Source organism: Pseudarthrobacter sp. P1, from assembly GCF_050156935.1.
Lineage (GTDB): Bacteria > Actinomycetota > Actinomycetes > Actinomycetales > Micrococcaceae > Specibacter.
In genome coordinates this window covers 2,323,585-2,346,045 of the sequence record NZ_CP189584.1, presented here as the reverse complement: position 1 = coordinate 2,346,045, position 22,461 = coordinate 2,323,585, and the positions used below count along the sequence as shown (strand labels likewise).

Below are 22,461 nucleotides of genomic sequence, written 5' to 3'. Positions count from 1 at the left end.
TGTGTGCCAGGTCTTTGGCCTCAGGGCCGGATCAGGACGCCTGCCCGAGTGCCGCCTTGATGGCCTCGGCCAGGCGCTTCACGCCCTCGGCGAGCTGGTCAGCGGGGGCGTAGGAAAAGGCGATGCGCAGCTGGTTGCGGCCGCCGCCGTCGGCGTAGAAGGCGCTGCCCGGCACGAACACGACGCCGGCCTCGATGGCCACGGCCAGCACCTGGTCCGTGTCGCAGCCCTCGGGGAGGGTGACCCAGGTGAAGAAGCCGCCGGTCGGGGTGGTCCAGTGCGTGCCCTCGGGCATGTGCTCGGCCAGGGCGGCCAGGGTGGCATGGCAGCGCGCGGCGTAGACCGCGCTGAAGGTATCGATCTGGCCGCGCCAGTCGAAGCCGGTGATGTACTGCTCCACCACCATCTGGCTGAGCACCGAGGGGCAGATGGTGGTGGCCTCGGAAGCGATCTGCAGCCGCCCGCGCACCTCCTTGGGCGCCACCACCCAGCCGGTGCGCAGGCCCGGGGCAAAGATCTTTGAGAAGGAGCCCAGGTAGAAGACGTTGTCCGGGTCCAGGGTGTGCAGCGCCGGCTTGAGGTCGCCGTCGAAGCTGAGCAGGCCGTAGGGGTTGTCTTCGACGATGGCGACGCCCTCGGCGCGGCAGATGTCCACCACCTGTTGGCGGCGCTCCAGCGAGAGGCTGATGCCGGAGGGGTTGTTGAAGTTGGGGATCGTATAGAAGAACTTGATGGTCTTTCCGGCCGCCTTGAGCGCGGAAATGGTGGCCTGCAGCGTCTCGGGCACCACGCCGTCCTCGTCCATGGCGACGTGGGCCACCTCGGCCTGGAAGCCCTCGAAGACGCCCAGGGCGCCCACATAGGTGGGGCCCTCGGCGATCACCACGTCCCCGGGGTTGCAGAAGAGCTTGGTCACCAGCTCCAGCCCCATCTGCGAGCCCGCGGTGATCTGCACGTTTTCCGGCGAGGCGGAGATGCCCTCCAGCTCCATGACGCGGCAGATCAGTTCCGCCAGCTCCTCGGTGCCGGCGCCGGAGCCGTACTGCAGGGCGTCCAGCCCGCGCGCCGCGACGACGTCGCCGACCATGGCGGCAATCTTCTCCATCGGCAGGGCGGCGAGGTAGGGGTTGCCGCCGGCCAGGGAAATCATCCCGGGCTGCATGGAGACGTCAAAGACGGCGCGCACGGGGGAGGGCTGGAACCCCGCGGCCCGGTCGGCCATCCGTGCGACGTGGGAGAGTTCTGCGGTCATTGTCATGTGATTCCTTCATCGGGGCCCTGTGCCGGCGCGTCGGTGCGCCGGGCCGTGCGGGCGGTTGTGGGTGGTGGGTCGAGTGGTGAGACGGGCGGTGTGGGGCTATTGGGAGGTGAGGAAGCGGTGCAGGATCCGGGTGCCGGCGCGCAGCGCGTCGAGGGGTACGCGCTCGTCGATGCCGTGGAACATGGCCGCGAAGTCGTAGCCGGCGGGCAGCCGCAGGGGTGAGAAGCCGTAGCAGTGGATGCCCAGCCGGGTGAACGCCTTGGCGTCGGTGGCACCGGAGATGACGAAGGGGATGCCCGTGCCGCCGGGGTCGACGGCGGCGATGGCGGCCCGCATGCCGGCCAGGATCCCGGCGTTGGCGGGCGCCTCCAGCGAGGGGGCCTCCTCCCAGGCGACGTCGATGCCCGGGCCCACCAGCTGAAGAAACGCGGCCTTGAACGCCTCGTCCGCGCCCGGGGCAATCCGGCAGTCCACCGTGGCGGTGGCGCCGCCGGGCACCACATTGGTCTTGTAGCCGGCCTGGAATTGGGTGGGGGCGGTGGTGGTCCGCAGCCCGGGCAAGAGCATGGCGGCCAGCGGCCCGAGGGCGTCCAGCTCCGCCTCGATCCGGGAGGTGTCCAGCGGCCGGCCGATGGCGTCCCCGAGGGCGTCCACCAGTGCCGTGATGGACTCGCTCCAGACGATGGGCCACTCGTGCGCGGCGATCCGGGCCACGGCCTGGGCCAGGCGCGCGACGGCGTTCTCGGCATTGGGCACGATGGACCCGTGGCCGGTGGTGCCGGCGGCGGACAGCGTGGCCCAGGCGACGCCCTTTTCCGCGGTGCCCAGCAGGTACAGGCGCCGGTCCGGGTCCAATTCGAGGGAGAATCCGCCGATTTCGCCGATGGCCTCGGAGACGCCGCGGAAGAGCTCCGGATGCTCGTCCACCAGGAACTGCGCGCCGTGGCCGCCGTCGACCTCTTCATCGGCCACAAAGGCCACCACGATGTCGCGCTGGGGCGTGAAGGAGTCCCTGGCCATCTGGCGCAGAGTGGCGACGGTCATGGCCAGCATGTCCTTCATGTCCACCGCGCCGCGGCCCCAGACGCAGCCGTCCTTGATGAGCCCGGCAAAGGGGTCCACCGTCCAGCCGCCGGTGGTGGCCGCCACGACGTCGGTGTGGCCATGGACCAGCAGCGCCGGGAGCGCGGGATTGCTGCCCCTGATCCGGAGCACCAGGTTTCCGCGCCCGGGCGCCTTTTCGTACCATTCGGTGGCCAGGCCGGCGTCCTCGAGCAAGGCCCTGATGTAGTCCGCGCAGCGGGACTCGCCGTCGCCGGTGGTCGCCGGATCGCCGGTGTTGGTGGAATCAATCCTGATCAGATCACTGCAGAACTCCACGGCCTCCTCGGCCATGGGTGAGTGGTTGTCCACCATCGCAGCTGTGTCCTTGTCTCTAGCGCGCCGCCACCAGCTTGGAACGCTTGTAGCGGGCGAATTCTTCGGGGTCGATGCCCAGTTCCCGCGCCGCAAACCGGTGCAGGGTCTCGATCATCTTTTCCGGGGTGGATTTGTAGATGTTGTTCAGCGATTGGATGGCCAGCCCATCGATGACGGCCGTGAACAGCGTTGCCAGCTCGCCGACGTCGGCGGCCGGGTTGAGCAGATTCTCCTCGCTGGCCTCCTGGAGGGCCCGGACAAACAGCGTCCGCCACGAGGACAGCACGGTGGCCACGGATTCCCTGATCTGAAGATTCTTGTGGGCGGCCGCATAGATCTCCAGCCAAAACCCCCAGGCCTCCGCGAACGGGATCTCGCCCTCCACCGAAAACGTGAGCAGGTCGTGGATGCGCTCAAGCGCATTGTTCCCGCGGTCGTAGATGCGCTCCCATTCCGCCAGTGCGCCGGCGATGCGGTATTCGACGGTGGCGCTGATCAGCCGGTCCCGGTGGCGGAAGTAGTGCTGGATCATGCCGACGCTGAACCCCGACACCTCCGAGAGCTCACCGAAGGAGCAGCCCTCCACGCCGCTGCGGGAAATCACCTGGGAGGCGTACTGCAGGATGCTCTCCCGGCGCTCCGCCATGGCCTCCGTCGTGACGCTCCGGGTGCGGCGTACAGCCTTTGCCTCGCTCATGCCGATCTTCCTCCAACGTTGCTTGCGCGCCTTGTGGGCAGCTTCTGTCATCTACCCACGATGTTGCCATGGTGCCTTGACAGCGAGTGTTGTCCATCTCACAATAAGTTACACATATTATTATTTCAACATCCGAACTGGAGATCCATCGTGAAGCACAATGGCGTGAAGAGATCCCTCCTGGCGGCGGCCCTGGTTTCCCTCCTGGCGCTGACCTCTGCCTGCACCAATGTTGAAGGGGGCGGTGCCACCGGATCGAACACGGCCGCCGGCGGGGCGAGCGGGCACGAGCTGGCGCAGGCCGTCCAGGCCGATGCGGCCGTCCAGGCCCTGGTGCCGGCGGCCGTGAAGGCCAAGGGCGCGCTGAAGCTGGTCACCGACCCCACCTACGCGCCCATCGATTTCACCGACGAGCAGGGCAACATTGTGGGCCTGGAGCCGGACCTGGCGCTGGCCGTGGCCAAGAAGATGGGCGTCACCATCACCATCGACAAGGCCGATTTCAACGGGATCCTGGCCGGCATCGAGGCCAAGCGCTATGACGCCTCGTGGGCCGCTTTCTCCATTACGGCGGAGCGGGAGCAGAAGGTCTCCATGGTCAGCTACATGCGCGGCGGAACCTCCGTGCTGGTCAAGAAGGGCAACGCAGCCCAGGTCCAGGCCGTCCTGGACCTGTGCGGCAAGACGGTTGCCGCCCAGACCGGAACCACGCAGGCCTTGAATGTGTTGCCGTCCTTTGAGCAGGAGTGCGCACAGGCGGGCAAGGACAAGCCGACGTCGCTGCTGCTGCCCCAGCAGGACAACGTCAACCAGGCCGTCGCCTCCGGCCGGGCGCAGGCCCTGCTGGCCGACAACGCGCTGGTGGGCTACTACGCCAAGCTCCAGCCCGATGCCTTCACCTCCGTCGACGCCATCCTGGTGGATCCGTCCCTGGTGGGCGTGGTCACCGCACAGGACGACGGCGGACTGGCCAAGGCCTTCCAGGCCGGGATCCAGTCGCTCATGGCGGACGGCACCTACGCCAAGATCATGGAGTCCTGGAACATGAGCTCCGGCACGGTGGACAAGTCCGAGCTGAACCCGACGGTGGGGTCATGACGGTGGCCGGGCGCACGGAGACCGCACCGGTGCCTCCCGACTTCCTGGCGCTCTCCACCCGGCCCATCCTGAAGCGGAAGAAGCCCGGACAATGGGCCGCCATGGTGCTGGTGGGGCTGCTGGCGATCATGGGTGTCTACATCATCTTCACCAACCCGGGGTTCGGCTGGGGCACCGTGGCCAAATACATTTTCGACATCCGCATCATGACGGGCCTGCTGACCACCATCGAGCTGACGGTCATTGCGATGATCATTGGCTTTGCCATCGGCCTGCTGGTGGCCGTCATGCGGATGTCGGAGAATGCGCTGCTGCGCGGGGTGGCCGGGGCCTACATCTGGTTCTTCCGCGGCACGCCGCTGCTGGTCCAGATGCTGTTCTGGGGCTTCGCCGCGGTGCTCTTCCCCACCATCGGGATCGGCATCCCGGGTGGGCCGATGCTGGTGGAGTGGAACACCAATGATGTCCTGCCGCTCTTCGTCGCCGGCATCCTGGGCCTGGGCCTGAACGAGGGCGCCTACATGGCCGAGATCGTCCGCGCCGGCCTGCTGGGCATCCCCGCCGGCCAGTCCGAGGCCTCGCACGCCATGGGGTTCAGCAAGATGGAGACCCTGCGCTACGTGGTCATCCCGCAGGCCATGAAGATCATCCTGCCGCCGGTGGGCAACGAAACCATCTCCATGCTCAAGACCACCTCCCTGGTGATAGTCATCGGCGTCGGGGACCTGCTCTACAACGCCCAGCAGATCTACGCCCGCAACCTGCAGCAGATTCCGCTGCTGATCGTGGCGAGCCTGTGGTACATCCTGCTCACCTCCATCCTCTCGGTCATCCAGTCCCGGATCGAGAAGCGGTACTCCCGGGGCAACGCCCTCCAAACCGGAAAGGTGCGCTCCTGATGTCCGAAGTCAGATTCCTGAATGTGCACAAGAGCTTTGGCGCCATGGAGGTGCTCAAGGGCATCAACTTCACCGTGGACTCGGGCCAGGTGGCCTGCCTGATCGGCCCCTCCGGCTCGGGCAAGTCCACCCTGCTGCGCTGCGTCAACCATCTGGAGACCACCACCTCCGGCGCCATCATGGTCGATGGCCGGATGATCGGCTACGAGGTGCACGGCGACCGCCTCATCGAGGCCCACGCCAGGGAGATCAACAAGCGCCGTTCCCGCATCGGCATGGTGTTCCAGTCCTTCAACCTCTTTGGCCACATGACGGCCCTGGAGAACGTGATGATGGGCCCGCTGAAGCTGCTCAAGGTCTCCAAGGCCCAGGCCGAGGCGGAGGCCCGGGAGCTGCTGGCCAAGGTGGGCCTGTCGGACCGCACCGGACACTACCCGGCCCAACTCTCCGGCGGCCAGCAGCAGCGCGTGGCCATCGCCCGGGCGCTGTCCATGAAGCCGGACTTGATGCTCTTCGACGAGCCGACGTCGGCCCTGGACCCGGAGCTGGTGGGTGAGGTCCTGGACGTCATGAAGGCCCTGGCCCGGGACGGCATGACGATGATCGTCGTCACCCACGAGATGGGCTTCGCGCGCGAGGTGGCCGACGTCGTGGCTTTCATGGACGGCGGCGTCATCGTGGAGGCCGGGGACCCCAACGAGATCATCAGCCGGCCCCGGCACGAGCGCACGCAAGCATTCCTGTCCAAGGTTCTCTAGAGCCGCACCCGCGCCGGTCCCGCCGCTGCGCCCGGACCGCCCCCACCCCCATACATGCAAAGGATTTCCCCATGAGCACCACCCTCCCCACCGAGATTCCCACCGAGATTTCCGCCGAGATTTCCGTCGAGATTTCCGCCCCCGCGGAGGCCGGAATCCCCGCGGACAACATCGGCCTGGCCGTGATGACCACCCTGCGCAACTACGGGATCGACACCATCTTCGGCATCCCCGGAACCCACAACCTGGAGTTCTACCGCCATCTGGCGCCGCTTGGCATCCACCCGGTGACCAGCCGCCACGAACAGGGTGCCGGCTACGGCGCCGACGGCTGGAGCCAGCTGACCGGGCTCCCCGGCGTCGTCATCACCACCTCCGGCCCCGGACTGCTCAATGCCATGTCCGCGGCGGCCACCGCCTACTGCGAGTCCCGCCCGCTGATCATCCTCTCCCCGGGAGCGCCGCGCGGCAGCGAGTTCTCCGACATCGGCTCGCTGCACGAGACCCGCGACCCCACCGGAGCCGTGCGCGCGCTGATCGGGCGCAGCACCCGGGTGTCCAGCGGTGCCGAGGCAGTGGAACTGATCCATGAGGCCTTTGACCTCTTTGCCCACGGCCGCCCGCGCCCCGTGCACATCGAGATCCCGCTGGACCTGCTGGAATCGGCCAACGACGTCGATCCTTCCCTGTGCGCCGCCCGCGGCCTGGGTCCGGCCAGGAACGCCGACGCCGGTGCCCTCGCCGCCGCGGTGTCGGTGCTGGCCCGGGCCGCCAACCCGGTGATCCTGGCCGGCGGCGGATCCCTGCGCGCCGGCTCCGCCCTGCTGGAGCTGGCCGAACTGCTGCAGGCGCCGGTGGTCACCACGCTCAACGGCAAGGGTGCCATCCCGGAGTCCCACCCGCTCTCGCTGGGCTCGGACATCCGCCTCTCCGCCGCCCAGGACCTCTGCAACGGCGCCGACGCCCTGCTGGTCATCGGGTCTAAGGTGGGCGAATCGGAGCTGTGGGGCGGGGCGATCGTGCCGCAGGGCAGCTGCATCCGCATCGACATCGATCCCGGCCAACTGGCGGTCAACCTGTCCGCGGACATCGAGCTGGCCGGCAACGCCGCCGCCGTCGTCCCGGCCCTGCTGGCCGGGCTGGCCGGCCACATTGCGGCCGCGCAGGCCGACGTCTCCGTGCTGAAGGCCCAGCTGCAGGACGAGGCACGGGAGATGTCCCCGGTGCTGGCCCGCATCAACGAGATCCTGGCCGGGGTGCTGCCCGCCGACACCGTCATTGGCGGGGACTCCTCGCAGGTGACGTACTTCGGCACCGCGTCCTTCTTCCCGATGGACTCCGCCCACCAGCTGCTCTACACGCCCTGCTATGCCACCCTGGGCTACGGCCTGCCGGCCTCCATCGGCGCCAAGGTGGCGGCCCCGGACCGCCCGGTGGTCTGCCTGCTGGGCGACGGCGCGCTGATGTTTGCGGTGCAGGAGTTCATCACCGCCGTGGAGCAGGGCGTGGACCTGCCCATCATCTGCGTCAACAACGGCGGCTACGGGGAGATCAAGGCCAACATGGCCGACCGCGGCATTGCCCCGGTGGGCGTGGACCTGGCCCAGCCGGACTGGGTGAAGCTGGCCGAGGGCTTCGGCCTGGCCGCCTTCGCCGTGGACAACCTGGACGAGCTCGGCACCACCGTCACCAAGGCCATGGCCGTGCGGGGCCCGAGCCTGATCCACGTGGCCATCTGATGCCGGCCGCAACCCTGGAGCGCGCGGCCTCCGCTCCGGCCGCCTTTGCCGAGGCCACCGCGGCCGAGGTGGAGGCCGCCGTCGCCGCCGCCGGGCAGGGCTTCGCGCTCTGGTCCGCCACGGCACTGTGGGAGCGCGTCGCCGCGCTGCACCGGGCCGCGGGACTGCTGCTTGAGCGCAAGGAACAGCTGGCCCGCCTGGCCACGGCGGAAACCGGCAAGCTGCTCGCCGAGGCCATCGGCGAGGTGGAGTTGTGCGCGCAGATCTTCACCTTCTACGCGGAGTCCGGCCCCGGCTTCCTGGCCGCGGAACCGCTGCCCTTCGCCGGAGCCAGCATCGTGCGCCGTCCGCTGGGGACCATCCTGGGCATCATGCCGTGGAACTACCCGTACTACCAGATCACCCGGCTGGCCGCCCCCAACCTGCTGCTGGGCAACGCCGTGCTGATCAAGCCGGCCCCGGCCTGTGCCGGCTCGGCGCGGGCGCTTCAGGAATTGCTGCTCGAAGCCGGGGTGGCACCCGGCACCTACTCGACAGTGCTGGCCTCCGTCGCGGACACGGCGGCGCTGATCGGCGATCCACGGATCCACGGGGTCTCGCTGACGGGCAGCGAACGGGCCGGCATCGCCGTCGGCGCGCTCGCCGGTGCGGCGCTGAAGAAGCACGTGCTGGAATTGGGCGGGTCCGATTCATTCATCGTGCTCGACACCGAGGACCTGGACGCCGTGGTGGACCTGGCCGCGGCGGCCCGGATGGAGAACTGCGGGCAGGCCTGCAACTCGCCCAAACGCTTCCTGGTGGCCGAGCCGCTGTACGCGGACTTCGTGGAGAAGCTTGCCGCACGGCTGCGCGGGTTCGTCCCGGGGGATCCGCTGGATCCGGCGACGACGCTGGCGCCGATGTTCTCCGCCGCCGCAGCCCGCGAGCTGCTGGCCCAGATCGGCGACGCCGTCGACGCCGGCGCCCGGCTGCACTGCGGCGGCGCCGGGACGGCGGACGGGGCGGAGTTTGTGGCGCCGGTGCTGCTGACCGGCGTCGTCCCGGGCATGCGCGCCTACAGCGAGGAGCTGTTCGGCCCGGTGGCGGTGGTCTACCAGGTGGTGGACGACGACGACGCCGTGCGGCTCGCCAACGATTCCCCCTTCGGCCTGGGCGCCACCATCTTCACCGGCGATCCGGACCGGGCGGACCGGCTGGCCGCGCGGTTGGACGTCGGCATGGTCAGCGTGAACCAGCTCCCGCCGTCGGACGCGTCCTTGCCCTTTGGCGGGGTCAAGCGCTCCGGCGTCGGCCGCGAACTGGGCCAGCTGGGTCTGGACGAGTTCGCCAACAGAAAGCTTGTGGTCCGCTAGCGGCGCACCGCACCAACCATTTTCCGCATCCTCGAGAAAGAGCTTGTCGTGGGCATCAAGAATGAATCACTGAAGAACACCGCCTGGAGCTGGGTCGAGGGCCGCCAGGAGGACCTGTCCGCCTGGCACACCACCATCTGGGAACTGGCCGAGCCGGCCTGGCGCGAGTATGAATCCTGCGCCTGGTACGTGCAGACCCTGCGCGAGCACGGCTTCACCGTGGAGGAGGGCAGCGGCGGCATGCCCACCGCTTTCGCCGCCGAGTGGACCAGCCCGGCCGGTCCGGGCGCCCGGATCCTGGGGTACGCAGAATACGACGCCATCCCGGGCAACTGCCAGGCCGCCTCCACCAAGCGCGAGCCGCGCATCGGCATGTCCCGGTTTGCCCCGGGGCACACCGACCCGCACTCGGCACTGGGCATTTCCACCCTGGCCGGCTTCCTGGCCGCCAAGAACGCCATGGAAACGCACAACATCCCCGGCACGCTGGTCTACACCGGCGAGCCGGCGGAAAAGGTGCAGGGCTCCAAGGTGGTCCACGGCCTGCGCGGCTACTACGACAACCTTGACGCGATCATCTCCTACCACCCGTTCTACATGATGCCGCTGTGCAACACCGCCCGCTGGGACACGCATTGCGGCTCGTACTATTCCAAGGTCTACACCTTCACCTGCGATGACCCCGAGGGCTGGGGCAACACCTACGGCGACAGCCCGATCCCGTCTTCGCACTCGGCCGCCCGCGCTCCGGGTGCCGATGCGGCGCTGTTCACCATGTTCTCGCTGACCAAGACCACGCAGGACTCGATGCTGCCGCAAGCCGGTGGCTGGTCGCTCTCCGAAGCGATCCTCAGTGCCGGACAGGCGACGGCGGACAACCAGCCGGCCGGGCTGGCCCAGATCCAGTACTCCTGGCGCTGCGCCAGCATCGCGGAGGCCGATGCCGTGCTGGCCGTGCTGGACCGCAACGCCGAGCTGGCCGCGGCGGCGTCGCACTGCACCGTCAGCACCCGCTGGGTGGCCCGCAACCGCCCCGGCATCGCCAACCACACCGTCGCCCAGGTGGCGTGGGAGAACATTGCCGCCGTCGGAGCCCCACAGCTCTCCGATCGGGCGCGGGAGATCGGCCGGGAGATCCAGGCCTCCTGCGGTGTGGAGCCGATGGAGAACCCCTTCCACCCGGCCACCGAGGCGCTGATCAGCCCCCAGGACGCCGAGGCCGAGCTGCGCCGCCACCTGCCGGCCACCCAGCTGAACTGGACCAGCGACGACTACGTGGAGATGAGCTGGTACGCGCCCACCATCCGCTTCTACACCGCCCGGCCAACGCTGGCCCCGGACGGCAACGGCACCGCCTACCCGGGCTGGGCCATGACGGCAATGGGCGGCATCCCGGAGACCATCGACCCCACCATCATCGCCACCTCCAAGATGGTGGCAGGGATGGTGCTGGACCTGCTCACCTCCCCGGAGACCCTGGCCGAGGCCAAGGCGGAGTTCGAGGCCGAGAAGGTCCGCCGCGGCTCCGTGGCACCGCTGCTGCCGGCCGGGTTCAGCGCGCCCACGGACTTCCGCTGGCCGGAGTACATCGGCGCGGGCGATGAGCGTCGCTGGTGGATCCCGGTGTCCGAGGAGCCGTGGAACACCGCCGCCGGACAGTAGCACCGGCACCGGCACCTTGAGCCAGGCAACGGCCCGGGAACGATCGACGTTCCCGGGCCGTTGCACGTTTCGGGGCCGGCTACCGGCTCCGGCGCCCAGCCGATACCGTGGACACGGCGGGGTCCGGCAGGCAGGGGTCCGCCGCACAAGAGCACCCCGAGACGAAAGTGGGCCCGTGGAGCAGCTGGCATTGATCATTGGACTTCTCTTTGCCACGGTGGTGGCGGTCGGCCTGGGTGACAGGCTCCGGCTGCCCTATCCGGTGCTGATGCTCCTCCTGGCCGCGGGGCTGACATTCATCCCCGGGTTCCCCGACCTGCGCATCAGCCCCGAGCTGATCCTGCCCATCTTCCTGCCGCCCCTGCTCTTTGCCACCGCACAGCGCAGTTCCTGGTCAGTGTTCCGGATCCGGTGGCGGACCATTATCCTGCTGGCCGTGGCCCTGGTGGTGCTCTCCACCGCCGTGGTGGCCGGCGCCGCGTGGCTGATGATCCCCTCCATCGGCATCCCTGCGGCCATCGCCCTGGGCGCCATGGTGGCCCCGCCGGACCCGGTGGCCGTTGAATCGGTGGCCGGGCGCGTGCACATGCCGCGGCGGCTGATCACTGTGCTCCAAAGTGAAGGCCTGTTCAACGACGCCGCCGCCATTGTGGTCTTCCAGGCGGCCGTTGCGAGCGCCGTGGGCGGAACCAATATCGGCGGCGGAGTGGTCCTCAAGTTTGCCATCGGCGCCGCGGTGGCTGTCCTGGTGGGCATCCTGATGGGTTGGCTGACCGGGTTGATCACCCGCCTGGTCACCTCCATGGTGGCCCGCAGCGCCGTGACCCTGGTGGTGCCGTTTGCCGCATACATCCTCGCCGAAGAGGTGCACGCCTCCGGTGTCATCGCCGTCGTCGTCACGGCCTTGGAGATGAAACGGCATTCCCGGCCACAGGACGCCGCCGAGCGGATCACCCGCACCGCCTTCTGGGATGTGGTGGAACTGCTGGTGACGGGCCTGGCGTTTGGCCTCGTGGGGCTGGAAATCCGCCAGGTCATTGCCGAGGAGGGCAGTGCCATCTTCGGCATGGTGGGGTTGGCAGTGGTGGTCTGCGTGCTGGTCTTTGCCGTCCGTTTCGGCTGGCTGGCCCTGATGGCCGTGCTGGGGCGCATGCGCGACGGCGACCTCCCGCCCACCTCGTTCAAGGACGTGGTGATCCTGACCTGGTGCGGCATGCGCGGGCTGGCCACGCTGGCGCTCGCGCTGGCCCTGCCGGTGACGCTGGCCGATGGCACCGACTTCCCGGCCCGGCACGAGATCATCGTGATTGCCTGCGCCGTGCTGCTGGCCACCCTGGTGCTGCCCGGGCTCACGCTTCCGTGGTTGATGCGGGTGCTCAAGGCCGCCGACGACGGCACCGAGGAGCGGGCCGCGGCCAAGGTCCTCGCCGCCCGGGCCCAGGCTGCCGCGGTCGCCGCGCTCAAGGAGACGGAACTGATGCGCCAGCTTCCGCCAGAGCGCGTGGCCGTGGTGAAGGAAAAGATGCGCAGGCTCCATGCCGAGCTGTTGGACGGCACAAACAAGAACGAGTCGGCGGCGCAGATGCGCGAGCGCGGCCGCGAACTGGCCATCACCGTCCAGACCATCGCCCTGGACGCCGCGCGGCAGGAGATTGTCGCCGCCCGCAACGAGCCGGACACCGACCCCGAAGTGGCCGACCGCGTCCTGCGCCAGCTCGACCTGCGCACCATGATGATGCCCGACTAAGGATCCGCTGCGTCCATCCAGGACGCACAACTGCATCCATGACGCCGCTTCCCGTTCATGACACGACCACTACGGCATCCTGAACGGGAATCGGTGTCGGTTGGCAGGGCAGGCAATTTCCGTAGCTGCCGGCCGGCTAGTTCAGTTCCAGCTCCGGCGCCTGGGCCTCGACGTAGTCCAGCGCATGACGCGCCGCACCCATCGCCACCACGTCCGTGCCCAGCGTCGAGACCGCCACCCGCGGCGGAGCCACGGTCAGGGACGGCAGACGCTCCTCGATGCCGGCCAGCAGCGCCGCGGCCGACGGGGCCACCGCGCCGGCAATGACCACCAGCTCCGGGTTGGCCAGCGACCCCAGCGCCGCAATGACCCGCGCCATCCGCTCCGCCAGCCGGTCCAGCAGGGCCAGCGACACCGGGTCGCCGTCGTGCGCGGCGGCAAAGACTAGCTCCGCCCCGACGGGCCCGCCCGCGGCCAGGGCCGCCAGCACCGGGGCACCGCCGCCGTCGACGGCCTGCTGCCCCCAGCGGCGGGCGACGGCGGCAATGCCGTCCGCGCTGCCCACACCCTCCACCATTTTCAGCAGGTCCATTTCACCGGCGCTGCCGGCGTTGCCGTGGAGCAGCCGGCCCGAATCCATCAGCCCCGCACCGATGCGCTCGCCCGCCAGCAGGACGGCGAGGTCGTCCACGCCCCGGGCCGTGCCGCACCAACGCTCGGCCAGCGCCGCCAGGTTGGCGTCGTTCTCGAGGAAGACGTTCCAGCCGTGGCGCTCCTTGAGGGCCTCGCGCAGGCCGACGTCGAAGAGTGCCCAGAACGGCGGACCTGCGTGGATGTTGCCGTTCCGGTCGATCGGGGCCGGGACGCCAATGCCCACCGCCAGGACCTGCTGCGGTTCCATGCCTGCCGCGGTGAGGGCGGCCAGGGAGGTGCCGCTGACCAGGTCCACGCGCTCGGCAGCCGGGAGGTCCACCATGGGGGAGGGCACCACGGCACGGCCGCGGACCGCACCGCGCAGGTCGACCACCACCGCCGTCGTCGTCCTGGCGCCCAGGTCGAGCCCGAGCACGGCGCCGGCGTCGGCGTTAAGTTCGAAGCAGCGCGCCGGGCGGCCCTTGCCGGGGGTGTTCCGCACGCTCTCCAGCTCCAGGATCCAGCCGGCGGTCAGCAGCTCGTCGCAGACGGCCATCACCGTGGCACGCGTCAGCCCGGTGGCCGCAATCAGGGCCGTGCCGGTCAGGACCGTGTCCGTGCGCATGGCCGCCAGGACGGCTGCGGCATTGACGCGGCGCAGGTAGGCCGGGGTGGCGGGAGTAAGTTCCATGGCGAGACTTGACCTTCGCTTCGGTGGAGGCGCATGCTGGTGCAGTACCTAAATTTAGATTCTATCTAAAATGATGGCAACCCACCCAACCTTGCAAAGGACCACGTTCTTGACCACCGCCTCGCACACCGATCTGACCCTGTCACAGCGCATGACCGACCCCACCTGGTGGCGCCAGGCGGCCGTCTACCAGATCTATCCGCGCAGCTTCTCCGATTCCAACGGCGACGGCATCGGCGACCTCAAGGGCATCACCGCCAAGGTGCCCTACCTGCAGGCGCTGGGCATCGACGCCGTGTGGTTGAGCCCGTTCTACCCCTCGGCCCTGGCCGACGGCGGCTACGACGTGGACGACTACCGCAACGTGGACCCGAAGCTGGGCACGCTGGCCGACTTCGACGAGATGACCGCCGCGCTGCACGCCGCCGGCATCAAGCTGATCGCCGACATCGTCCCCAACCACTCCTCCAACCGGCACGAGTGGTTCAAGGAAGCCTTGGCGTCGCCGAAGGGTTCAGCCGCCCGGGCGCGCTACATCTTCCGCGACGGCAAGGGCGAGAACGGCGAGCTGCCGCCGGCCGACTGGACCTCCGTCTTTGGCGGCCCGGCCTGGGAGCGCACCACCGAGGCCGACGGCACCCCCGGCCAGTGGTACATGCACATCTTCGCCAAGGAGCAGCCGGACCTGAACTGGGACAACCCCGAGGTCCGCGAAGACTTCCTGACGACGCTGAAGTTCTGGTCGGACCGCGGCGTGGACGGCTTCCGCATCGACGTGGCCCACGCCCTGAGCAAGGACCTCTCCGAGCCGCTGCCGATGACGGCAGAGCTGGGCGTGGAGGGCCAGCTGCTGGACGGCAGCCACCCGTTCTGGGACCGCGACGAGGTGCACGGCATCTACGCCGAGTGGCGCAAGCTCTTCAACCAGTACACGCCCCCCCGCACCGCCGTCGCCGAGGCCTGGGTGCACGCCTCCCGCCGCGCCCGCTACGCCAGCCCGGACGGCCTGGGCCAGGCCTTCAACTTCGACCTGCTGCAGGCCGATTTCGACGCCGGCCAGTTCCGCACCATCATCACCAAGAACCTGGCCGAGGCCCAGGCCACCGGCGCCTCCTCCACCTGGGTGTTCTCCAACCACGACGTCGTCCGCCACGCCACCCGCTACGGCCTGCCGTCGGCTGCCGAGGCCGGCAACATCAAGCCGGGGCTGGGCCAGGACGGCAAGGCCTGGCTGCTCGCCGGCGGCAAGCCGGGCGAGGTGGACGTGGAGCTGGGCCTGGCCCGGGCCCGCGCCGCCACCGCCCTGCTGCTGGCCCTGCCGGGTTCCGCCTACCTGTACAACGGCGAGGAGCTGGGCCTGCAGGAGGCGGGGGAGATCCCCGAGTCCGAGCGCCAGGACCCGGCCTTCTTCCGCAATCCGGGCGTGGACATCGGCCGCGACGGCTGCCGCGTGCCGCTGCCCTGGACCGCCGAGGGCACCTCCTTCGGGTTCGGCGACGGCGGGGCCCACCTGCCCCAGCCCGAGTGGTTCGCGGAGTACGCCGCCTCGGCCCAGAACGGCGTGGACGGCTCCACGCTGGAGTTCTACCGCCGCGCGCTGGAGCTGCGCCACGAGCTGCAGAGCGCCGAGACGCAGGAGTGGGTCACGTCCCCGGCCGACGTCCTGCACTTCACCCGCCCCGGCGGCTGGCAGTCCGTGACCAACTTCTCCAGCGAGCCCGTTGACCTGCCCGCCGGCACGGTGGTGCTCTCCAGCGCCCCGCTGGTTGGCGGCAAGCTGCCGGCCAACACCACGGCCTGGCTGGTCTAAGCACACATCCAGCGCGGAACCCCGGCACAGTGCCGGGGTTCCGCGCCGTTAACGAAGGAGCACCCGTGGCACGTGCCGGGGAACTGATATACGGCTGCATGGGCCTTGGCGGCCCGTGGGAGGACCCGGGCTACGGCGCCGGGGAGGTCGAGGAGGCCGCGGCCGCCGTCGACGCCGCCCTGGGGATTGGCATCACGGTCTTTGACCACGCGGACATCTACCGCGGGGGCAAATCCGAGGCCGTCTTCGGCGAGGTGCTGGCCGGAAACCCCGGCCTGCGTGGGCAGATCCGGATCCAGACCAAATGCGGCATCCGGCTCGGCGAGGGCGGGCTGGACGCCTACTACGATCTGGGCCGGGACGCGATCCTCGAACGCGTGGAAGCCAGCCTGGCCCGGCTGCGCACCGACTACGTGGACCTGCTGATCCTCCACCGCCCCGATCCACTGCTGGACCCGGACGAGGTGGCGGCGGCGCTCACCGTGCTGCATGCCGAGGGCAGGATCCGTGGGGTTGGCGTGTCCAATATGTCCGGCGCCCAGATCGCCCTGCTGCAGGAGCGGCTGGAGCTGCCCATCGAGGCCAACCAGCTGGAAATGAGCCTGCGCCAGCGGGCGTGGCTGGAGAGCGGCGTGCTGGTCAACCATCCCGAGGCGGCCGAGTACCCGTTCCCGCACGGCACGCTGGAGCACTGCCGGCAACACGGCGTCCGCCTCCAGGCCTGGGGTGCCTTGGGCCAGGGCGTGTATTCCGGCGCCCGGGGGGGAGCACACGGACGCGGAGCGGGCCACGGCGGAACTGGTCGGCGCGCTTGCCGGGCGGAAAGGCACCATGCCCGAGGCAGTGGTCCTGGGCTGGCTGATGCGCCACCCGGCCGGCATCTCCCCGGTCATCGGCTCCGCCAACCCCGCACGGATTGCCGCCTGCGCCGATGCCGCGGAACAGGCCCGGCTGATGGGCACCACCGAGTGGTACTCGCTCTACCTCAGCGCCCGGGGCGGACCGATCCCGTAATCAAAGCACGGCGGCGGGGCCTGGAATCCGCCGGGCGGTCAAAAAATACTTGCCGCCAACGGTCAGCCCATTGCAGCCACCGGTCAAATCAAACTGCAGACAGTGGTCAAATCAAACTGCAGACAGTGGTCAGTTCCAAGTTGCAGTTGACACCCACTCGATGTGGACGCTGAAACGGCAACGGTCATCGCCGGATGGGACCCCGACTGTACGATCTGGCTCACGGACGTCGCACGCGAATCGGAGGGCCTGCGGCAGGCATGGCAACGGGCCGCCCACGGCGACCGGTGGGCTCCGGTGCCGCATTAGCCGCATGGCGCGGCGTTCACCAGCAATCTCCAGATAAGACGGCTGACGCCTAATACCACTGCGACTTCCATGCCATTTAGCGGGTTCTGGCCCGAATTTCGTGAATGGTGACGGATCGCCGCTGCGGGCGCACAGCCGCTACTGGCGCCGGACCGCGGATACCAGTCCCCGAGTCACGAAATTCGTGCCAGGGCCTTCGGATTGGCGGTTAATTCGCAGCTCAGATTGGCGGTTCCGAGGAACCGTTTGTCGTCTGGGTGGTTCGGTTCCGGTCTTGTTGGCGGCCCCGGGTGGTTTACCGGGTTATCGGCTGTTTTGGTCTGGTCTAGTTTGGAGGGGCTTGCTGGTTTGGGGAGTGGCGGCGATGGTGACGAGGTCGCGGGCTGGTCCTGCGGGGGGTGTGGCGCCTGAGGCCCAGATCGCGGTCAGGGGTCGGCGGAGTGTGATTCCGGACAGGGGTACGGCTACCAGCCGGTGCAGGAGGAGGTCATCACGTACGGCCAGGGTCGAGAGGACGCCGGGGCCGGTTCCTGCCGCTATGGCTGTCCGGACGGCTGCGGTGGTGGACAGCTCCACTGCCGGAGCGGGCATCGGTTCTGCCGTCGCAGCGTGGAGAAGGTGTTCTAGGGCTTCGCGAGTGCCGCTGCCCGGTTCCCGAGTCACCAGCGCTGTGCGGGTTAAATCGGCGGGGCTGACCTTGCTGCGGCGACGGGCCCAGGGGTGGTCCGGGGCGGCGACGAGGACCATGTTGTCGTATTGCACGGTTTGCGTCGCAAGGTCATGGGGAAGGTTGGGACTTTCAATGAAACCCAACTCGGCTGCCCCCGAACGGACCATGGCAGCTGCTTCGGCGCTGTTCGTCACGCTCAGTCTTACCCGGGCCGGGGCCTGGCCCAGGGCCTGCTGCTGACGGCGCAACCTCACCAGCCACTGCGGGAGCAGATGTTCGGCAATGGTCTGGCTGGCCGCCACATGCAGATGCCGGGCGCTCTCCGAGCGGATGGAAGCGATCCCGGTGTCCAGACGTTCGGCCGCGGCCAGGACCTCGGCGGCCCAGCCCGCGATCAGCACACCAATGTCCGTCAGGTTTGACCCGCGCGGGGATCTGTTCAGCAGTGGGGATCCGATCTGTGCCTCCAGTGCCCTCATCCGTGAGGACACGCCCTGCTGGGACAGTCCAAGCAGGGCAGCGGCGGCCGACAGGCTTCCCAAGTCCTGGACGGTGACCAGCATCTCCAACGCCGAAAGTTCCGGCATTCGCGGACTCAGCACGGGCGGTCCTCCCTCCTTCGCAGACACTCGCTCACACAAGCGGGACTTGTAGCCCCACAAGTGTATGCCCCCTGCTGCCGGCACTGCGGGAACGCGAGGGTGGATACCATGCATTCACCCACCGCAACAGAAACCGCACGCAACCCTCATCCCGGGACGGGAAGGCTTCACCGCCTGCGTTCGGGAACCACGGCCAGGATCCCGGGACTTGCCCTGGCCGTGGGCGTCGCCGTGGTCGCGACCGTGATCGGCCGTTTCGTTCCTCTGGTGGGTGGACCGGTCACCGCCATCGTCATCGGCGTGGCACTGGCCGCGCTCATCAAACCCGGAGACCGGCTGCGGCCGGGCATTACAACCGCGGGCAAGTTCATTCTGCAGCTCTCCGTCGTCGTGCTCGGTTCCCAGCTGTCCCTGGCCCAGATCGCCCAGGTTGGTCTGGAATCCCTGCCCGTCATGCTCGGCACCCTGGTGGTTTGCCTGATCGCGGCTTACCTGCTGGGCCGTTGGTTGGGGATCATTGGGGACCTGCGCACCCTCATCGGCGTCGGCACCGGTATCTGCGGTGCCTCCGCGATCGCCGCGGTGACCCCGGTGATCGGCGCCGTCAGCGTTGATGTCGCCTATGCGATCTCCACGATCTTCCTGTTCAACATCGCCGCCGTCCTCGCCTTCCCTCTGATCGGGCACCTGCTGGGAATGAGCCAGCATGCCTTCGGACTCTTTGCCGGCACTGCCGTGAATGACATGTCCTCCGTCGTCGCGACCGCCACGACCTACGGCAGGGCCGCTACCAACTTCGCCGTCGTCGTCAAACTTGTCCGTACCCTGATGATCATCCCCATCTGCCTTGGACTCGCCGCTTGGGCCGGGCACCGCCTGAAAGCCGGGAACCGGCTCCGCGCCGGCGAGGTTGCCGAAACAGGACCGGCTCCCCGGGCCCGGGTGAACGTGTTCCGCCTCGTGCCCTGGTTCCTGGTCGGGTTCCTCCTCGTCGCCGCCATCAACACACTCGGCCTGATCCCCGCCGCCGCCTACACCGGGCTGAGCACACTCTCGGTGTTCCTGATCACCGTCGCCCTGTCGGCCATCGGTCTGTCCACGGATCTGGGCGGATTCCGCCGAGCAGGGGCGAAGCCCCTGCTCCTGGGCGCGTTGCTGTGGATCATCGTCACCCCGACCAGTCTCGGACTCCAATACGCCACCGGACTGAACTAACCAACCTCTCCGAACCGGCCCTACCCTTCCACCCAGGAGAGACCACGCTTTTCCGAATCCTCGTCGCTATCGACACCACACCCACAGAGAAGCCATCCTGGAGCAGGCACGCGACCTTGCCGTCGCGACCGGCGCTTCCATTGAACTCATCCAATTCAACGGCCACGAGTGGATCGAAGGCCAGGACCTGACCATGGAGGACCAGCCCACGGCCCAAGACAAGGTCAACCACGTCCTGCTGACCCTGACCGAAGCCGGGATCACCGCATGGGCGGACCTGGTGGACGCCGACGCCCGGACCAGCTCATCATCCTCGGATCCCGCCACCACCACGCCTGGATGGCCTACCTTGGCACCAGCATCAGCGACCAGATCACCCACCAATCCCCCTGCCCCGTCCTCCTCATACCCCAGAACCCGGCACCAGAAACGGCCGCAAACCGGGGGTTGGAATGAACTCGCCTCTACCCGTGCCACATACGACCGTTTCCGCTACAAATGAGCCGGCTCATCACCGGTCAGTGGCGGTGTCCAGGCATCTCTCGGGCGGCGGACCACGCGACCGATGTCGCCACGATTGCGGCGTCGAGGCCCACTCCGAACATGAGCGCCGAACGCCGGACCCGCATGAAGTGCACGCCGCAGAAGAACAGTCCGGGAATGGGACTCGTTCCGGCGTCGGTGATCGGAAAGCCCACGTCGTCACACACCGGGAGCTCGATCCATCGGTAGTCCGGTCTGAAGCCCGTGGTGTGGATGACCACCCCGATGTCGTGGAGGTCGACCTCCGTCACCGGACCGTAGTGGAACGGGTCCGCAATCGGCAACTCGGGCACGGCGTACCCCCGTGTCGGGAGTTCGCTGGCGAGGAGGGCGCGCCACTCGGCCCAGCGCGCGTCGCCAAAGGCCACCGACGCGTCCAGGTCGTCGACGACCGACGCGCGGTGCCCGTCGACGCCTGCCAGGCGCCCCAGCAGAACGACGCCGAGCCGTTGCAACGTGCGGAAGTGGAGGTCGTGACCACCGGCAGCGCCCGTGGTCTGCGGGTTCGCCAGCAGTCGGCCCGCGGGTGAGGGCAAGGCGTTGAGCGGCTGGTCGAAGAAGCCAACGCGGGCAAGCCACGTGACCGTGTCAACGTCATCCAGTCGCCTGGGCAGCCAGGGCGCGCGACCGCAGGATAAGAACACCTCGCGCCCGGCGAGGAAGAGTTCCTCGGCCAGTTGGGAGCCGGTCTGCCCGCTCCCGATCACCAAGACTTTGCCTGCTGGGAGTTCAGCGGGGTTGCGATACTCAAGCGCGTCGATCACTGGCACCCCGGGCGGCAGTACGCCGGCGGGGGCCGGTACGGCTTCTGGAACGAACCGGTGCAGACGACGACGTTGTCCGCGGCGATCCGGCCAATCGATGTGGCCAGTTCAAAACGCGAACCGCTCGCGGCCCGCAGCGAGTTGACGGCCACTCCCTCCCGGACCGGCGCGTCCCAGGTCGAGCGATAGTTCTCGAGGTAGCTGATGATCTCGTCGCGCGACACGTGGCCTTCGGGGGCCGGGCCGGCGTACGGAATCCCCGGCAGGTCCATGGTCCAGTTAGGTGTCACCAACGCGAAGCTGTCCCATCGATCACGCCACGCCTGCGCGACCCGCGACCGCTCAAGAACCACATGCTCGACGCCGTGAACCCCGAGTTCGCGACTGACGGCGAGGCCAGCCTGCCCGGCTCCGATGACGACCGTGTTCACGTGCTCCGACATCGCCTCCCCGCTCACGTCGAGGTTGCTTCGGCGGTGTGGATCGCCCAACTGCCTTGACCGTCATGCACGAGGTGTGTACGCAAGAGCCCGTCCGGGAAATTCTACGCCAGGATTGCGTGGTACGCCGACACGACTTCTCCGGCCCGTTCGACCGGTACCTCAGCGCTCGTGATGGTGAGGATCTGCTTACTCAAGGAAGGACCTCCCGAGCCCGGGACGGGGTGCTGCATTCAGCTGGCGGAGCGCCCGAGGCTTGGTTCCCACACTGGCACCGCCCCAGTTGCGCCGCAAGAGCTTCCCCATACGGGCACGGCGGCGGTGCTGGCGACTTCGAACATTCCGTGCAACCGCCATAGAGAAAAACGACACCGACTCCTTCTCCCCATCCGACTCGGTGTCTCGAAACCTCTGTGTCTCGTATCCCATGGGATATGAGACAGATTGGTTACAGGACGCTAAGTTCGTGATCTGCGTTGGAAAGTGACATGGATGATGCCGCTCTCCGCGACCTCGGAACCGACGGCGTAGCCGGACTCGAGTTCCCGGAGGTCGTCCCAGAGGCGGATGCCCCGGCCCAGCAGGATGGAGGTGATTGCAACGTGGAGTTGGTCAATGAGTCCGGCTTTGAGGAAGTCACGAACCACCGTGGCGCCACCGCCGATCCGCACATCCTTGCCGCCGGCCGCATCCCGTGCCCGTGCGAGCACGTCGACAGGTGTCGCGGAGAGGAACTCGAACGTGGTGCCGCCTGCCATCTCGATCGGCGGTCGCTCTGAGTGCGTGAGGACGAAGACGGGCACCCGGAATGGCGGCTCATCCCCCCACCAGCCGCGCCAGTTGGGATCGTCGGGGAAGCTGTGGAGTCCAAACATCCCGGCGCCCATGATCTCGGCGCCAACCTCGGCGAAGTAGGCCTGCGCGTAGCGGTCGTCGACGCCGGTCGTCCCCTCGCCGCTGTCATCGTGAAGCACCCGCTCACGGAACGTGCGGGTCCCAACGTAGGCATCGACGAGCCGGCCCCAGTCGTGGCCGAACGGATGCTCGGGGGTTTGATCGGTGGTGGTGGCGTACCCGTCGAGGGAGATGTTCAGGTCGGCGCGGACGGTCATCGCTTCTCCCTCAAGGGTGGTTGCAC

At 68.5% G+C, this 22,461-nt stretch carries 18 protein-coding genes and 1 pseudogene; 11 read left to right on the top strand and 8 right to left on the bottom strand.

The window, feature by feature from the left end:
• Nucleotides 1-31: 31 nt before the first annotated feature.
• The 3 genes from ACQCSX_RS11070 to ACQCSX_RS11060 all read right to left on the bottom strand — a co-directional run bounded on the left by ACQCSX_RS11070 (nucleotide 32) and on the right by ACQCSX_RS11060 (nucleotide 3,377).
• Nucleotides 32-1,258: a PLP-dependent aminotransferase family protein gene (locus ACQCSX_RS11070; RefSeq protein ID WP_427015380.1), complete on the bottom strand. Its 1,227-nt coding sequence runs from the start codon at nucleotides 1,256-1,258 to the stop codon at nucleotides 32-34.
• A 99-nt stretch (nucleotides 1,259-1,357) separates the two neighbouring features.
• Nucleotides 1,358-2,677: a M20/M25/M40 family metallo-hydrolase gene (locus ACQCSX_RS11065; RefSeq protein WP_427015379.1), complete on the bottom strand. Its 1,320-nt coding sequence runs from the start codon at nucleotides 2,675-2,677 to the stop codon at nucleotides 1,358-1,360.
• A gap of 19 nt (nucleotides 2,678-2,696) precedes the next feature.
• Nucleotides 2,697-3,377 carry a TetR/AcrR family transcriptional regulator gene (locus ACQCSX_RS11060; RefSeq protein ID WP_427015378.1) on the bottom strand — a complete coding sequence of 227 codons (681 nt, stop codon included), beginning with the start codon at nucleotides 3,375-3,377 and terminating at the stop codon, nucleotides 2,697-2,699.
• Nucleotides 3,378-3,542: 165 nt separating this feature from the next.
• Between ACQCSX_RS11060 and ACQCSX_RS11055 the strand changes: the two genes are divergently transcribed.
• The 7 genes from ACQCSX_RS11055 to ACQCSX_RS11025 all read left to right on the top strand — a co-directional run bounded on the left by ACQCSX_RS11055 (nucleotide 3,543) and on the right by ACQCSX_RS11025 (nucleotide 12,632).
• Nucleotides 3,543-4,475 (top strand): ABC transporter substrate-binding protein, encoded by a 933-nt coding sequence (locus ACQCSX_RS11055; RefSeq protein WP_427015377.1) that lies wholly within the window; start codon nucleotides 3,543-3,545, stop codon nucleotides 4,473-4,475.
• Nucleotides 4,472-5,374, top strand: coding sequence for an amino acid ABC transporter permease (locus tag ACQCSX_RS11050; RefSeq protein WP_427015376.1), 903 nt, complete (start codon nucleotides 4,472-4,474; stop codon nucleotides 5,372-5,374). The genes ACQCSX_RS11055 and ACQCSX_RS11050 overlap by 4 nt, the downstream gene beginning before the upstream one ends.
• Nucleotides 5,374-6,132, top strand: coding sequence for an amino acid ABC transporter ATP-binding protein (locus ACQCSX_RS11045; RefSeq protein ID WP_427015375.1), 759 nt, complete (start codon nucleotides 5,374-5,376; stop codon nucleotides 6,130-6,132). The genes ACQCSX_RS11050 and ACQCSX_RS11045 overlap by 1 nt, the downstream gene beginning before the upstream one ends.
• Nucleotides 6,133-6,203: 71 nt before the next feature.
• Nucleotides 6,204-7,871: a thiamine pyrophosphate-binding protein gene (locus tag ACQCSX_RS11040; RefSeq protein ID WP_427015374.1), complete on the top strand. Its 1,668-nt coding sequence runs from the start codon at nucleotides 6,204-6,206 to the stop codon at nucleotides 7,869-7,871.
• On the top strand, nucleotides 7,871-9,223 hold the full coding sequence (locus ACQCSX_RS11035; protein ID WP_427015373.1) for an aldehyde dehydrogenase family protein: 1,353 nt from the start codon (nucleotides 7,871-7,873) through the stop codon (nucleotides 9,221-9,223). Before ACQCSX_RS11040 ends, ACQCSX_RS11035 begins: the two co-directional genes overlap by 1 nt.
• Nucleotides 9,224-9,271: 48 nt before the next feature.
• Complete coding sequence (locus tag ACQCSX_RS11030) at nucleotides 9,272-10,885, top strand: amidohydrolase (RefSeq protein WP_427015372.1); 1,614 nt, start codon at nucleotides 9,272-9,274, stop codon at nucleotides 10,883-10,885.
• Nucleotides 10,886-11,060: 175 nt separating this feature from the next.
• Entirely contained in the window at nucleotides 11,061-12,632 is a 1,572-nt protein-coding gene (locus ACQCSX_RS11025; RefSeq protein WP_427015371.1) for a Na+/H+ antiporter, read from the top strand.
• A gap of 136 nt (nucleotides 12,633-12,768) precedes the next feature.
• Here the strand turns inward: ACQCSX_RS11025 and ACQCSX_RS11020 are convergent, their stop codons facing one another.
• On the bottom strand, nucleotides 12,769-13,956 hold the full coding sequence (locus ACQCSX_RS11020; RefSeq protein ID WP_427015370.1) for an ROK family protein: 1,188 nt from the start codon (nucleotides 13,954-13,956) through the stop codon (nucleotides 12,769-12,771).
• 151 nt (nucleotides 13,957-14,107) lie between these two features.
• On the opposite strand from ACQCSX_RS11020, the gene ACQCSX_RS11015 reads away from it, so the two are divergent.
• Both ACQCSX_RS11015 and ACQCSX_RS11010 read left to right on the top strand, forming a co-directional pair.
• On the top strand, nucleotides 14,108-15,766 hold the full coding sequence (locus ACQCSX_RS11015; RefSeq protein ID WP_427019027.1) for a glycoside hydrolase family 13 protein: 1,659 nt from the start codon (nucleotides 14,108-14,110) through the stop codon (nucleotides 15,764-15,766).
• 98 nt (nucleotides 15,767-15,864) lie between these two features.
• Nucleotides 15,865-16,780 (top strand): annotated as a pseudogene (locus ACQCSX_RS11010) (aldo/keto reductase).
• Between the two features lie 612 nt (nucleotides 16,781-17,392).
• Here ACQCSX_RS11010 and ACQCSX_RS11005 read toward each other — a convergent pair.
• Nucleotides 17,393-18,361 carry a LysR substrate-binding domain-containing protein gene (locus ACQCSX_RS11005; protein ID WP_427015369.1) on the bottom strand — a complete coding sequence of 323 codons (969 nt, stop codon included), beginning with the start codon at nucleotides 18,359-18,361 and terminating at the stop codon, nucleotides 17,393-17,395.
• 108 nt (nucleotides 18,362-18,469) lie between these two features.
• Between ACQCSX_RS11005 and ACQCSX_RS11000 the strand changes: the two genes are divergently transcribed.
• Nucleotides 18,470-19,576, top strand: a complete 1,107-nt coding sequence (locus ACQCSX_RS11000; protein ID WP_427015368.1) for a YeiH family protein — start codon at nucleotides 18,470-18,472, stop codon at nucleotides 19,574-19,576.
• Between the two features lie 267 nt (nucleotides 19,577-19,843).
• Nucleotides 19,844-20,032, top strand: a complete 189-nt coding sequence (locus ACQCSX_RS10995; RefSeq protein WP_427015367.1) for a universal stress protein — start codon at nucleotides 19,844-19,846, stop codon at nucleotides 20,030-20,032.
• A 62-nt stretch (nucleotides 20,033-20,094) separates the two neighbouring features.
• Here ACQCSX_RS10995 and ACQCSX_RS10990 read toward each other — a convergent pair whose 3' ends face one another.
• From ACQCSX_RS10990 to ACQCSX_RS10980, 3 genes are all read right to left on the bottom strand, one after another.
• Nucleotides 20,095-20,883 (bottom strand): hypothetical protein, encoded by a 789-nt coding sequence (locus ACQCSX_RS10990; protein ID WP_427015366.1) that lies wholly within the window; start codon nucleotides 20,881-20,883, stop codon nucleotides 20,095-20,097.
• Nucleotides 20,880-21,341: an NAD(P)-binding domain-containing protein gene (locus tag ACQCSX_RS10985; RefSeq protein ID WP_427015365.1), complete on the bottom strand. Its 462-nt coding sequence runs from the start codon at nucleotides 21,339-21,341 to the stop codon at nucleotides 20,880-20,882. Before ACQCSX_RS10985 ends, ACQCSX_RS10990 begins: the two co-directional genes overlap by 4 nt.
• Before the next feature lie 440 nt (nucleotides 21,342-21,781).
• Nucleotides 21,782-22,435: a dihydrofolate reductase family protein gene (locus ACQCSX_RS10980; RefSeq protein ID WP_427015364.1), complete on the bottom strand. Its 654-nt coding sequence runs from the start codon at nucleotides 22,433-22,435 to the stop codon at nucleotides 21,782-21,784.
• Nucleotides 22,436-22,461: the final 26 nt, after the last annotated feature.

Coding starts and splice junctions, on each gene's coding strand:
- ACQCSX_RS11070 (WP_427015380.1), bottom strand. CDS start 1,258: ATGACAATGACCGCAGAACTCTCCCACGTCGCACGGATGGCCGACCGG.
- ACQCSX_RS11065 (WP_427015379.1), bottom strand. CDS start 2,677: ATGGTGGACAACCACTCACCCATGGCCGAGGAGGCCGTGGAGTTCTGC.
- ACQCSX_RS11060 (WP_427015378.1), bottom strand. CDS start 3,377: ATGAGCGAGGCAAAGGCTGTACGCCGCACCCGGAGCGTCACGACGGAG.
- ACQCSX_RS11050 (WP_427015376.1), top strand. CDS start 4,472: ATGACGGTGGCCGGGCGCACGGAGACCGCACCGGTGCCTCCCGACTTC.
- ACQCSX_RS11045 (WP_427015375.1), top strand. CDS start 5,374: ATGTCCGAAGTCAGATTCCTGAATGTGCACAAGAGCTTTGGCGCCATG.
- ACQCSX_RS11040 (WP_427015374.1), top strand. CDS start 6,204: ATGAGCACCACCCTCCCCACCGAGATTCCCACCGAGATTTCCGCCGAG.
- ACQCSX_RS11035 (WP_427015373.1), top strand. CDS start 7,871: ATGCCGGCCGCAACCCTGGAGCGCGCGGCCTCCGCTCCGGCCGCCTTT.
- ACQCSX_RS11020 (WP_427015370.1), bottom strand. CDS start 13,956: ATGGAACTTACTCCCGCCACCCCGGCCTACCTGCGCCGCGTCAATGCC.
- ACQCSX_RS11015 (WP_427019027.1), top strand. CDS start 14,108: ATGACCGACCCCACCTGGTGGCGCCAGGCGGCCGTCTACCAGATCTAT.
- ACQCSX_RS11000 (WP_427015368.1), top strand. CDS start 18,470: ATGCATTCACCCACCGCAACAGAAACCGCACGCAACCCTCATCCCGGG.
- ACQCSX_RS10995 (WP_427015367.1), top strand. CDS start 19,844: ATGGGCGGACCTGGTGGACGCCGACGCCCGGACCAGCTCATCATCCTC.
- ACQCSX_RS10980 (WP_427015364.1), bottom strand. CDS start 22,435: ATGACCGTCCGCGCCGACCTGAACATCTCCCTCGACGGGTACGCCACC.